The following is a 13,182-nucleotide window of genomic DNA, read 5'->3' as shown; positions in this document are numbered from 1 at the left end:
TGGTTTCCTGTCGTCTTGAGTCTGAGCGGATGAGCGGTTGGGCGGTGCCGGATGTCAGGCGAGGCCGAGGCCGCGCTTGACGGTCTCCAGCATCATCCGGCTCGATTCGTCGGCCCGGTCTTCCCACGCGAACACGGCTACGGTCGCGATGCCGTCGAAGCCGATCTCGCGAACCTTCGAAAAGAACGTGTCCCAGTCGATTTCACCTTGGCCGATGTCGAGATGCTGGTGCACGGTGGCTGTTACGCCGGGGGGATTGACGATGTAGCGCAGGTTCGACGATGCGCGGTGGTTGTAGGTGTCGGCGATGATCAGGTGCGTGAGCTTAGGCTTCGCATACTCGAGCATCGCGGCGATGTCGCCCACGCCGTCGTCGTAGAAGTAGGTGTGCGGGACCGCGTACAGATAGTTGAGCCAGGGTTTGTCGAGGCCGCGGATGATGTCGACCGATTCGGTGTTGCGCTCGCAGAAATCGTAGGGATGCGCCTGGATGTCGAGGCTGATGTGCTCGCGTTCGAACACGGGCATCAGCTCCTCCATCGAGCGCATGAACTGGTTCTCGCTGGCGAGCGCATGATTGGACTGGCCGCTGAATTCGGTGTTCATCAACGGACACTCCATCTCGACCGCTACCTGGATCGCGCGCTTCCAGTTGCGCACCGCCGCCTCGCGCAGCGATTCGTCCGGACTGGCCCAGTGATACAGCGGCAGCAGCGACGACAACTGCACGCCGGTATCGAGCAGCGCAGCCTTGAATTCGCGAATGCGTGCCTTGTCGACCCGCGGGTATTTGTAGAACGGCAGGAAGTCTTCGCGGGGCGAAAGCTCGATGTGGCTGTAGCCGAGCTCGGCGACTTTCTCGACCATCTTGGGCAGCGGCAGATGGCGGTACATGTAGGGGTCAAGTGCGATACGCATGTCGGTTCCTGGTGAGTGAGACGGAATGCGGGCGGCAGGGCGCGCGCTCCGCGTCGGGTCGATTCGGTTGGGTCAGTAGCGGCGGGCGGTGGCGAGTGCGGCCTTCATGCGTTCGGCGGCGCGTTCGATACGCTCGCTGGTCGAGACTTCCGGCACGCCTACGTGCCACCAGGAGGCGTACTTGTGCACCATCGTCTTCGGCAAGACCTTGATGTCGATAAGGGTGGAAACGGGCTGCGTGCGGGCGTCATCGAGCGCGGCCTCCAGTTCCTCGATGCTGCGTGCCGTGTAGGTCTTGCAGCCGTAGGCCGCCGCATTGGCGGCGAAATCGACGGGCACGAAGGCGCCGTCGAGCCGGCCCGTGTCGGCGTTGCGGTGCCGGAATTCGGTGCCGAAACTGCCCATCCCGTGTTCCATCTGCAGGTTGTTGATACAGCCGAAGGTCATGTTGTCGAACAGCAGGACGTTGATCTTGCGGCCTTCCTGTATCGAGGTGACGAGTTCCGAGTGCAGCATCATGTAGGAGCCGTCGCCGACGAATGCAAACACGTCCTTGTCGGGCTGTGCGAGCTTGACGCCGAGTGCGGCGTTGACTTCGTAGCCCATGCACGAATAGCCGTACTCGACGTGGTAGCTGTCCTCGCCTTTCGCGCGCCAGATGCGCTGCAGGTCGCCGGGAAGGCTGCCCGCGGCGGCGACCACCACGTCGTGTTCGGTCAGCTTGCGATCGAGCACGCCGAGCACGCGTGACTGGGTCAGCGACGAGCCGGTCATGCGTACGAATTCATCGAGTACCGCGCGGTCGAGGTGGTCGTCGATTTCCGGCACGAAGTGGTCGGTGCCATAGGTCACGGCAAACAGGCGTTCCTCTTCGGCGCGCAGGCGTGCGACCGCCTGCGCGATCTCCTCGCGATAACCATGCCGGTGGCCGGTCGGGTAGCCTGCCTCGTCCAGCGAGGCCCCGAGCGCGCTCAGGCCGGCCTTCGCATCGGCCTGAATCGACAGACCGTCGAGCTTGCCCGCATCGAAGCCGTTGACGTTGATGTTGACGAACCGCACCTCGGGATCCTGGAACAACCATTTCGACGCGGTCGTGAAATCGGTGTAGCGCGTGCCGACGCCGATCACGAGATCCGCGCGGCGCGCGATCTCGTTGGCGGCCAGCGAGCCCGTTTCTCCGATGCCACCGAGATTGAGCGGATGGTCCCAGGGCAGCGCGCCCTTGCCGGCCTGCGTATGCGCGACCGGGATGTCGAAGCGCTCGGCGAAGCGGCGCAGCTCGGCGGCCGCGCCGGCGTAGCGTACGCCGCCGCCGCAGATCAGCAGCGGGCGCGTGGACGGCGCGATAAGGGCGGCAGCGCGCGCGATCGATGCCGGCGCGGCGGGGCGGCGGTCGACGTAGTGCACGCGCTCGGCGAGGAAGGTTTCCGGGTAGTCGTAGGCCTGGGCCTGCACGTCCTGCGGCAGCGCCAGAACCACCGCGCCGGATTCGGCAGGATCGGTCAGCACGCGCATCGCGTTGAGACACGCGCTCATCAGTTGCTCGGGACGTGCGATGCGATCCCAGTATTTGCTGACCGGACGGAACGCATCGTTGGTGCTGATCGACAGGTCGTGCGTCTGCTCGATCTGCTGAAGCACCGGGTCAGGTTGGCGTCCAGCATGCACATCGCCCGGCAGTAACAACAGCGGAATGCGGTTGGCGCTGGCGGTCGCGGCAGCCGTCACCATGTTGGCCGCGCCCGGGCCGACCGAAGAAGTACATGCATAGATCTGCCGGCGGCGCCGTTGCTTGGCGAAGCCGATCGCCGCGTGCGCCATGCCCTGTTCGTTGCGGCCCTGATGCACGACGAGCCGGCCGGGATCCTGTTCGAGCGCCTGGCCAAGGCCCAATACGTTGCCGTGTCCGAAGATCGTGAAGATGCCCTTGACGAACTTGATGCGCTCGCCGTCGATCTCGACATACTGATTGTCGAGAAAGCGTACGAGTGCCTGCGCCATCGTTAGCCTGATATGACCCATGAATGATCCGTGCGGTGGAAAGGGATGAATGCAAGGAGGCGACGCGAAGCGATGTCGGCGCGATTTGCTCGCCTCATCGCCTCGCCTGCGAGCGCAAATGCGTAGCGGGCGGGGACGTGTCTCCAGCATTGTTTTCTCGACGCAGGCAAGGGCGGACCGGCTCGGTTCGTTGCATGGACTGCGTCGCGTTCGTCCATAAATTAAGAGGTCAGGCGCGTGCCCATCAACAGAAAGATTGACCATTTATGGTCATCGCGTGGTTGCCGATTCGATGCCGCTCGTCCTGACCATTTATGGTCACGAATGTTGTTGCGGCGGCATTGCGCGTCTCTAAACTTCGATACTGAACTATCGAATGAGGTCTTGAGGCTTACGGTCCGAAACGGCCGTGAGAGAGCCGATCGAGCCACCGGAGACATGCAACCGACCCGTCCGCTTGCCAGGCAAGCGCGCCGCTGGCCCTGAACATCTCTCCCATACTCGCCTCGTTCGTTTGAACCTCTGCCGGTCTGGCAGCGCATGCAGTCAATTCGACCGGCAGGTCAATTGAAAATACTTAGGAATTCGATATATGAGCAAGAAGCTTCGTATCGCTGTAGTCGGGGCCGGCCTGATGGGATCCGATCATGTCGAGCGCATTGCGCGCCGCATAGTCGGTGCCGAAGTCTCGGCCGTTGTCGATATCGATGCCGCTCGCGCCCGCACCGTCGCCGACAAGGCGCCAGGTGCCGTGGCGGTGCCGGGGATCGAGCAGGTCCTGGCCGATCGCCTGGCCGATGCGGTCGTCATTGCCACACCCGGCTTCCTGCATGAAGCCACGCTGCTTCAGGTGCTGTCCGAGGGGCTTCCAATCCTGTGCGAGAAGCCGCTGACGCCCGATGCGCAATCGTCCTGGCGGGTCGTCGAAGCCGAAGTGAAGCTCGGTCGGAAGTTGATTCAGGTTGGCTTCATGCGTCGTTTCGATGCCGAGTACCGGCAGTTGCGCGAGCTGATCGCCACGCGTCGGCTCGGCGAAACGCTGATGCTGCATTTCTCGCATCGCAACGCTGCCACGCCGGCGAGCTTTACGAGCCAGATGCTGGTGAACGATTCCGTGGTGCACGAGTTCGACGGCATCCGTTTCCTGACCGGCGAGGAAATCGCTTCAGTGCAGGTTCGCCTGGGCCGGCCTACGCGACACGCGCATCCGGGTCAACACGATCCGCAGCAGGTTCTGATCGAAACGGCGAGCGGCGTGCTGGCCGACGTCGAGATCTTCGTCAACGCGCGATTCGGCTATCAGGTCGCGACGCAAGCGGTGTTCGAGGACGGCATCGTCAACATCGGCAACGACGGCGGCCCGTATGTGCGCAGTGCCGGGCAGTGGGGCGGTTCGGTCACCCCGACCTTCGTCGAGCGTTTCGAGGCGGCGTTCGATCTCGAAGTGCAGACCTGGGTCGACGCGGCGCACAACGGCACGATCGATGGCCCGTCCGCGTGGGACGGCTATGCGACGGCGGCCTGCTGCGAGGCAGGCGTGGCGGCCCAGCGCAGTGGTGAGAAAGTCGCCGTGGTGCTGAACGACAAGCCGGCCCTCTACCGCGAGGCCTGACGTCGAGCGGGTTCCTCTCACACCGCGCGTGCCGGCAAGTTCGGGCGCGCCTGAGCACATCATCAATACAGTCGGAAAACACCATGAAACTTTCGTTCTGCACGGACAGCCTCGGCCACCTGCCATTCGAAGCGATGCTCGACAAGCTGTGTGAAATGAGCGTCTTCGGCGTGGAAATGACCTCGGGCGGATGGTCGTCCGCGCCCCATCTCCGCACTGACGAACTGCTCGCCGACGCGAGCAAGCGCCGCGCGCTGCTTGCCGCGCTGGAAAGCCGGGGCATGGAGATCGCCGCGCTGAACGTGTCGGGCAATCCGCTCGATCCGGGCGAGCTCGGCGCCAAGCACAAGGCAGACATGGAGAAGGCAATCCGTCTTGCCGGTGAACTCGGTATTCGCAAGATCGTCGCGATGAGCGGCCTGCCGCCGGCCAGCCCCGAGGATCGCGTACCGAACTGGATCACCTATACCGTGAGCTGGCCGGCGACGCTCAAGAGTCGTCTCGACTATCAATGGAACGACGTTGCGATTCCGTACTGGAAATCGCTGGTCGCGCAGGCGCGCGAGTCGGGTGTCGAAAAGTTCGCGCTCGAAAACTTCAGCGCAATGCTGGTGTGGAATCCGGAAACGCTGTTCCGGTTGCGCGACGCCGTTGGCCCGATGATTGGTCTCAATCTCGATCCGAGCCACCTGATGTGGATGGGTGCCGACCCGATAGCGGCGGCACGCGCGCTCGGCGACGCAATCCATCACGTCCACGGCAAGGACGCGCGTCTCGAACGCGGGCTGGTGGACGTCAACGGTCTGCTCGAAACGAAGCCGGTGGAGGATGTCGGCCGGCGTGCCTGGAATTATGTGGCCGTCGGTTGCGGCAAGGATCTCCAGTGGTGGAAGGAGTTCTTCTCGGTGGTGCGCATGACCGGCTACAACGACTGGGTGTCGCTCGAGATGGAGGACCTGACGATGTCGGTCGAGGCAGGCATTGCCACCTCGATCGACGCATTGAAGCAGACCATCAGCCGCTAGGTCGACGCGATCCGGCCTGACCGGGCCGACTCAAGCGGCGAGATCAAGAAACACAACGGAGACAGGCATGCACGGCGCCACCGGCGCGCCGCGGCGGGATCGCCCCTGCCGCAGCGCTGCACGGGCGTATCGCCGGCATGCCATCGGGTCGGCCCAAGCCGGCCCACGAGGAGCAAGCACATGGATAGCGAAGAATCGCAATACGTGCTGGAGATGCAGGACGTCTCTAAGGCATTCCCGGGCGTGCTCGCACTCGACCGGGTCAGCCTCAAGGTGCGCGCGGGCACTACTCACGTGCTGGTCGGCGAAAACGGCGCCGGCAAATCGACGCTGATGAAGATCCTGTCCGGCGAGCATCGCGTCGATTCGGGCGAAGTCCGCTTCAAAGGTGCGCCGTATCGTCCCACCGGCACCAAGGCCGCGCTCGAAACCGGCGTCGCGATGATCCACCAGGAATTGAGCCCGGTGCTCGACATGTCGATCGCCGAGAACATCTTTCTCGGGCGTGAGCCGACCTATGCGGCGTTCGGTGCGCTGTCGCGGCAGATGATCGATTTCAGGAGCATGGAACGCGATACTCAGGCGTTGCTCGACCGGCTCGGGCTCGACTATGCGCCCCGTCAGAAGATGCGCGAGCTCAGCGTGGCCGGCATGCAGCTGATCGAAATCGCCAAGGCGATCTCGCGTGGCGCATCGGTCGTCATCATGGACGAGCCGACGTCGGCAATCAGCGATACCGAGGTCGGCATGCTGTTCGAGCAGATCCGCGACCTGAAGGCGCGCGGGGTCGCGATCATCTACATCAGCCACAAGATGGACGAGATATTCCAGATCGCGGACGACATCACGATCATCCGCGACGGCCGCTATGTCGAGTCGGGCCCGGCCGACGAATACGACGAGAGCCGGCTCATCGCGGCGATGGTCGGTCGGCCGATCTCGAGCATTTTCCCGAAACTCGACGCGACGATCGGCGAGACCGTGCTCGAGGTCCGTAACGCCACGCGCCACGGCGTGTTCTCGGATATCGGCTTCAGCGTGCGACGTGGCGAGATCGTCGGGCTGGCCGGACTGATCGGCGCGGGGCGCACGGAAGTGGTACGCGCGATTTTCGGGCTCGATGCGCTCGACGAGGGCGAGATCGTGCTCGAAGGCGTGCCGTTGCGGATGAGGGGCAGCGATGCCGCGATCCGCTGTGGCATTGCGATGGTGTCCGAGGACCGCAAGGGCGAAGGGCTCGTGTTGTGTCGATCGGTGATGGAAAACATCTCGCTCGCGAACCTGAAGGGTTTCTCGCGGCGCGGCCTGCTCGACACGCGCCGCGAGCGTAACGAAGCGACGCGCATGCGCGAGATGCTGAAGATCAAGACCGCCGACCTGCAGACCGTCACCGGCAATCTCAGCGGCGGCAACCAGCAGAAGATCGCGATTGCGAAATGGCTGCTGCGCGACCTGAAGGTACTCATCCTCGATGAACCGACGCGCGGCATCGACGTCGGCGCGAAATCCGAAATTCACCGCCTGATGTCGCAATTCGCGCAGCAGGGGCTGGCCATCGTCATGATCTCGTCCGAACTGCCGGAGATTCTCGGCATGAGCGACCGCGTGATCGTGATGCGCGAGGGCAGGGTGGCCGGCGAACTGAGCCGGGGTGAGGCCTCGCAGGAACGAATCATGAAACTGGCAACCGGAGGTCAATGATGTTGAACAGCATGCAGGAAAATTCGATGCAGCCGCGCGCTGGCATCATGGCCTGGCTGAAGGGCGCGAGCCCGGCCGAGATTTACCGCAAATACGGCACGATGCTGATCTTCATCGGCATCGTGGTGCTCGCTTCGCTGGTCAGCGATGCGTTCCTGACCGTTCCGAACCTGACCAACGTGTTGCGGCAGGTGGTGGTCGTCAGCCTGCTCGCGTGCGGCGTAACCTTCATCATCATTCTCGGGCAGATCGACGTGTCGCTGGGCGCGGTCGTGGCCCTGACCGGCACGATTGCGGCGAGCGTAATGTCGCTTACCGGCAGCATCCCACTGGCAGTGGCGGCCGGGCTGGCGATGGGCGTGGTGGTCGGGTTCGTCAACGGCTTCATCGTCACGACCTTCGGCATTCCCTCGTTCATCACCACGCTCGCGATGACGACAGTGGCGCGTGGCGGCATCCTGCTCTATACCGGCGGCGCACCCATCAGCGACCTGGGCGACTTCGCCGTGATAGGCCAGGGTTCGGTCGGGCCGGTGCCGATCTCGGTACTGATCCTGATCGCCGTGCTCGCGGTGTCGTGGGTGCTGTTGAATCGCACGCGCTTCGGCCGCTATGTCTATGCAACCGGCGGCAACACGCGCGCCGCGCTGGCCTCCGGCATCAATACGCGACGCGTGACGACGATGGCCTTCGTCTACAGCGGTGTGCTGACCGCGATCGCCGGCATCGTGCTGATGTCGCGGATCAACTCGGGCCAGCCGGCTGGCGGTGTCGGCTACGAGTTCGATGCGATCACGGCCGTGGTGGTAGGCGGGACCAGCCTGATGGGCGGGACCGGCACGATCATGGGCTCGATGATCGGATCGTTGATCATCGGCGTGATCAACAACATCCTCAACCTTCTGAACGTCAGCTCCTACTGGCAGCAGATCGCCAAGGGGCTGATCATCGCGGTCGCAGTGATTCTGGACGTCAAGACCAAGAACGGTCGCGGCAAGCGCGTACGGCGTCCGGCCTGAGATCGGAACCGGACGAGCCGGGTCTCCGGCGTGCAGTGAAGCAGTAAGAGCAGCACTTAAAGCAAGTCGATGTTCAACCCGCAGCAGGTCAGACAACAACGGAGGAGCATATGAAGGTTTGGAAACAAGCGGCGGTAGCGGTATTCGGGCTGGCCGCGCTGGCGACATCGGCCAGCGCGGCCGACAAGAAGTTTGTGATCGGCTATACGAATCTGGCAGACACCGACGTGTTCACGATGAGCCGGAAGACTGCCTTTGCCGACGCGGTCAAGGCGGACCCGGGCCTGAGCGTGGTCTATACGGACGCAAACGGCGACGTGAGCCGCCAGCTCGACCAGATCGACAACTTCATCGCGCAGAAGGTCAACGTGATTATGATCGTGCCGGTCGACTATCGCGGCATCGTTCCCGGTGTCGAGCGGGCCAACAAGGCCGGCATCCCGGTGATCGCGCTCGGCATCCAGTCCGCTAGCGGCAAGTATACGTTCGTCGGTTCGAAGAACTACGATGCCGGCCGCCTGCAGGGCGAGTACTTCGACTCGGTTTTGCCGAAGAATGCGCAGATCCTCTACCTGCAGGGTACGCCGGGCCTTTACCACTCCAAGGAACGCCTGGCCGGCTTCGTGCAGACGCTGGCCAAGCGTCCCGACGTCAAGATCCTGTCGAACCTGCCGGCCGACTACGATCGCGCACAGGGCATGAAGGTTACCGAGGACTGGGTTCAGCGATATCCGAAATTCGATGCGATCGTCGCCGCGAACGACCAGATGGCGCTTGGCGCGCTGGAAGCGCTGAAGACGGCAGGGCGGCTCAAGGGTGTCGCGATCTCTGGCGTTGACGGGACCGCGGACGCGATGCGGGCGATCAAGGCCGGCGAGATGTCCCAGACCATCTTCCAGAACGCGAAGGGACAGGCGCAGGCCGCATACCAGGTTGTCGAAACGCTCAAGAGCGGCAAGCCGGCTCCCGCCGAAGTGATCGTCCCGTTCGAATCCGTGACCCGCAGCAACGTAGGAAATTACCTGAAGTAGGGCAGGCAAGCCGGTGTATTGCCCGATATGCGTCGGCGTATGAGGAACTAAAAAAACATCAATAGATTAGGTATGCAAAGGAGATTTTCGATGGAGACGAAATTACTCAGATTCATGGCCGGTACGGCGCTGTGCGGCGCCACGGCATTAGCGCATGCGCAGAGCAGTGTTACGTTGTATGGAATCGTGGATAACGGCCTGCAATACGAAACGGGTCTGCCCGGCGGCAACCGGCTGTCGGCCGAATCCGGCGGCTGGGGTGAATCGCGCTTCGGCATGCTCGGTAACGAGAACCTGGGCGGCGGCCTGCAGGCCACGTTCCGCCTAGAAGCGCGCCTGAACACGCTGAACGGCTCGGTGGCGAACGGTTCGTTCTTCGAGGGGCAGGCGACCGTGGGTTTGCGACACGACGCGTATGGTGCGATTCGTCTCGGCAATTTCGGGGCGAGCGAGCTGTTGCAGGATACCGGTGAGCTCGATCCGCAGCAGACCAAGAAATATTCGTTCGGCACGCTGGTACGCGGCCGCATGTTCCCGCAGGCCTCGAACGGCATCGAATATACGTCGCCCGATTTCGGTGGTTTCACGGTGAAAGGCCAGTACAACCTCACCAATTCGACCAAATGGAATGCGGGTACGCCGGGCACGGCGCCGGGGCAACTGGGCACGGCCACTGGCTTGGGTAGCTCGCAAGGCCGGGCGGATGGCCTGAAGTTGCAGTACAAGGCGTCGAACGTCGAAGCGCAGCTGATCTATGATGAGATTCGCGATGGCAACGGCAAGTTCAGCAACGTCTATCTGGCCTCGCGCTCGATCTTCGCCGGGGCGTCGTACGGAATCGGACCAGTGACGCTGTATGCGGGCTACGTCCACCTGAGCGCGCCGGACGCATCGAATGCCGGGTATTACGGAACGGGCACGCCGTCGGCACAGCCCGCCGGCGTTTCCTTGCCGACCGCGGTCGACCAGGAGTGGTTCGGCGCGCAATGGGCCGTGACGCCGGCGACAGCCGTCATGGGTGCCGTGTATCACGCCAACGCCAATCACGGTAATGGCAACGGCACGCTGTATACGCTGTCCGGCATCTACTCGCTGTCGAAGCAGACGCGGCTTTATACGGAGCTCGGCTATCTGCGCAACAGCGCGACGTCGAATCTCGGGCTGAACGGCGGGACCTACGGGGCCAACAACGTGAACGATCCGGTCAACGGCAGCGCATCGAACCTGAATCCAGGCTATGGACGCAGCCAGTTCGGCGTGTTCGCGGGAATTGCCACGCAGTTCTGACGCACTGTCCGGTGCAGGAACCCTCTTGTGCGGGCCGTACACGTCGGCCGAAACGGCATGCGACGCGGCGCGCGCAGGAGATCCGAGCAATATCCCGCCGCCGCCGCGCGTTGGCGGCCTTCCGTTTGAGAGGCACGATGAAACCGCTTAAAGTCGGTGTACTGGGCGTGGGCGACATAAGCGACGTCTATCTGCACAATCTTGCGAAATACCCGATTGTCGAGCTTGCCGCAGTGGCCGGTCGCGATCTCGAGAAGGCGCGTGCGAAGGCGGCGGCACACGGCGTCCCGAAAGCGTATCCGGATGCTGCCTCGCTGATTGACGATGTCGGGATCGATATCGTCCTGAACCTGACCACGCCTGACGTGCATGCGGAACTGACGCTGGCTGCGCTGCGCGCCGGCAAGCACGTCTATAGTGAGAAGCCGCTCGCCACGACGTTTGCCGAAGGAAAGGCGCTGTGCGAGGATGCGCGCCGGCGCGGTCTGACGCTCGGTTGCGCACCCGACACGGTATTGGGAGGGCGCCTGCAGACCTGCCGTCAATTGATCGACGAAGGTGTGATCGGGATTGTGCACGGCGCGACGGCATTTGCGGTGAGCCGAGGCCCGGAGTGGTTCCACCCGAATCCCGCTTTCTTGTATCGGCGCGGAGGCGGGCCCTTACACGATATCGGACCGTATTATCTGAGCGCGCTGGTGTCCCTGTTGGGGCCGGTGCGGCAATGCTCGGCGGTCGCAGGCCGGGCATGTTCGGAGCGTGTCGTCGAAAGCGGGCCGCTTTGCGGCATGCGCATTCCGGTCGACGAGCCGACTCACGTGGCCGCCAACCTAGTGTTCGTGTCGGGTGCACTCGTCACCCTGATCGTAAGCTATGACGTATGGGATTCCGAGTTGCCAAGGATGGAACTGTATGGTACGGCCGGCACCTTGTGCCTGAACGACATCGATCCCTGTGACGGGCCGAATCTGTTCGGCGGTGATCTGCTGCTGCGCACGCGCGACGACTACCGGTGGGTCGAGCTGCCTCGCGGCGAAGCTGCACGGCGCCCATGGAAAAAGGTACCGATCGAGCGGCCATTCATCGAGACGAGCCATCGCGAAAACAGCCGTGGCATCGGACTTGTCGACATGGCCATGTCGATTGCCGAGGGGCGTGCGCCCCGTGCTAGCGCCGAGATGGCCCTGCATATCCTTGAGATAATGCATGGCATGCTCGAGTCGGCGGCTAACAACGTGACCTATCCACTTGAAACCCGGATGGAGCGACCGGAGCCAATGTGGCTGCAGTTCCAAGATTGCCTGAGCCATGAACCACTCGAACCGGCCCGCGCCTGAGACGATGCGTCCCGATTGCATGTCCCGCACCGGACTGGCGGGTAATCCGGACGAGTCGCGGCTCGACGGTGCCGACCAGCTATTGTCGCAAATTCGCTCCGAGTACGACGCGCTGAGTCCACGGCTTAAAGCGATTGCCCACTTCATCGATACCCATGCCGATCAGGTCGGCATACTGGATATTCGTAGCGTCGCCGAGCAATGCGGTGTGCATCCGTCGGCAGTTGTGCGCTTTGCTCAGTACTTCGGTCTGTCCGGCTACGCGGACCTGAGGCGGCGGTTTCGTCATCGGATCGGGTTGCCGCGGCCGATGCGGTGGGACGCTAAGGACGTACACGATGAGGCCGCGACCAATGGACTAGAAGGAATGACTGAATCGGTGTTGGCGTCCAGCGTGGCAGCGGTCGCACGTCTGCGCGAATTGCTGGCATCCGAAGACTGGACGCGCGCGCTGGTCATGCTGCGCGATGCCGCTACGATCTGGGTAATGGGAGCGCATCAGGCGTTTCCGGTTGCATCTCATTTGGCGCAGGCCTTGCACCAGACAGAGAAGACGGTCTCCCTCTTCTTGACGGTCGGTGAGATGGATGTCGGCCAAGTGCGCTTGGTGAGGGCGGGCGACGTTTTCGTGGCGCTTGAATTACCCCCTTACAGCGACGAGACGTGCCGTATTGCCAAACTCGCGAAGCTCAATGGCGCTCAGCTGGTCCTGATGACCGACAGTCGCCTGTCACCGCTCGCGCGGGATGCCGATGCCTTGCTGCGGTTGGACGACAGTGCTGTATTCGGATTCCATTCGATCACCGCTGCCTCAACGGCAGTGCAGCTTTTGTTCATGTCGTTGCGTTACGTCGAGCAGTATGGCGATTAGGGCAGGCGTACCAACCTACGCGCGGATTTTTCCGCTTCCGACATGACGTGATCAAAATGGTCGGAACAGCCCGACGATTCGATTGCGACCGGCGATCGCGTTTCTCTAGCTGATGGGCGTGATCCCTCTAGCGCGAAGATTTGCAGACTGCGAGATATAGGCTCTGGTAGTAAAGTCATCACAAGATTGCGATTTTATTCGAAATAGTTATCATTCTCGTTTGGCAAACACATGCTCAATAGGTGTTGTTTGCGGGGTGTTGATTTCCACCGAGTCTTAACCCACCGATTTCATCTAAATCTGACCCACCCCGAGACAGCGTAGTACATCTATTCCGGTGTGGATAACTCTTCGTTACCTGCTGGTTTTGCCGCTCTTTT

10 protein-coding genes are annotated in these 13,182 nt (G+C 62.6%); 8 read left to right on the top strand and 2 right to left on the bottom strand.

The window, feature by feature from the left end; translation table 11 throughout:
• Nucleotides 1-54: 54 nt before the first annotated feature.
• Together HWX22_RS29650 and iolD are read right to left on the bottom strand one after the other, a co-directional pair.
• Nucleotides 55-918 carry a sugar phosphate isomerase/epimerase gene (locus HWX22_RS29650; RefSeq protein WP_175916921.1) on the bottom strand — a complete coding sequence of 288 codons (864 nt, stop codon included), beginning with the start codon at nucleotides 916-918 and terminating at the stop codon, nucleotides 55-57.
• Nucleotides 919-990: 72 nt separating this feature from the next.
• The gene (gene iolD, locus HWX22_RS29645; RefSeq protein WP_175916923.1) at nucleotides 991-2,940 is read right to left on the bottom strand and encodes a 3D-(3,5/4)-trihydroxycyclohexane-1,2-dione acylhydrolase (decyclizing); all 1,950 of its coding nucleotides are present in this window, start codon (nucleotides 2,938-2,940) and stop codon (nucleotides 991-993) included.
• A gap of 571 nt (nucleotides 2,941-3,511) precedes the next feature.
• On the opposite strand from iolD, the gene HWX22_RS29640 reads away from it, so the two are divergent.
• From HWX22_RS29640 to HWX22_RS29605, 8 genes are all read left to right on the top strand, one after another.
• The gene (locus HWX22_RS29640; protein WP_175825360.1) at nucleotides 3,512-4,531 is read left to right on the top strand and encodes a Gfo/Idh/MocA family oxidoreductase; all 1,020 of its coding nucleotides are present in this window, start codon (nucleotides 3,512-3,514) and stop codon (nucleotides 4,529-4,531) included.
• Nucleotides 4,532-4,614: 83 nt separating this feature from the next.
• Nucleotides 4,615-5,556, top strand: a complete 942-nt coding sequence (locus tag HWX22_RS29635; protein WP_175863186.1) for a sugar phosphate isomerase/epimerase — start codon at nucleotides 4,615-4,617, stop codon at nucleotides 5,554-5,556.
• A 180-nt stretch (nucleotides 5,557-5,736) separates the two neighbouring features.
• Nucleotides 5,737-7,257, top strand: coding sequence for a sugar ABC transporter ATP-binding protein (locus HWX22_RS29630; RefSeq protein WP_175863185.1), 1,521 nt, complete (start codon nucleotides 5,737-5,739; stop codon nucleotides 7,255-7,257).
• A gap of 101 nt (nucleotides 7,258-7,358) precedes the next feature.
• Nucleotides 7,359-8,276, top strand: coding sequence for an ABC transporter permease (locus tag HWX22_RS29625; RefSeq protein WP_244135317.1), 918 nt, complete (start codon nucleotides 7,359-7,361; stop codon nucleotides 8,274-8,276).
• A 110-nt stretch (nucleotides 8,277-8,386) separates the two neighbouring features.
• Nucleotides 8,387-9,307, top strand: coding sequence for a sugar ABC transporter substrate-binding protein (locus HWX22_RS29620; RefSeq protein WP_043179523.1), 921 nt, complete (start codon nucleotides 8,387-8,389; stop codon nucleotides 9,305-9,307).
• Between the two features lie 114 nt (nucleotides 9,308-9,421).
• Nucleotides 9,422-10,594, top strand: a complete 1,173-nt coding sequence (locus HWX22_RS29615) for a porin (protein ID WP_244135316.1) — start codon at nucleotides 9,422-9,424, stop codon at nucleotides 10,592-10,594.
• Between the two features lie 137 nt (nucleotides 10,595-10,731).
• Nucleotides 10,732-11,931, top strand: a complete 1,200-nt coding sequence (locus HWX22_RS29610) for a Gfo/Idh/MocA family oxidoreductase (RefSeq protein ID WP_175911439.1) — start codon at nucleotides 10,732-10,734, stop codon at nucleotides 11,929-11,931.
• Complete coding sequence (locus HWX22_RS29605; protein ID WP_175911438.1) at nucleotides 11,903-12,802, top strand: MurR/RpiR family transcriptional regulator; 900 nt, start codon at nucleotides 11,903-11,905, stop codon at nucleotides 12,800-12,802. Before HWX22_RS29610 ends, HWX22_RS29605 begins: the two co-directional genes overlap by 29 nt.
• Nucleotides 12,803-13,182 lie beyond the last annotated feature (380 nt).

This window comes from Burkholderia sp. BCC1638 (assembly GCF_902833195.1).
Classification (GTDB): domain Bacteria; phylum Pseudomonadota; class Gammaproteobacteria; order Burkholderiales; family Burkholderiaceae; genus Burkholderia; species Burkholderia diffusa.
This window is presented reverse-complemented; position numbering and strand designations above follow the sequence as displayed.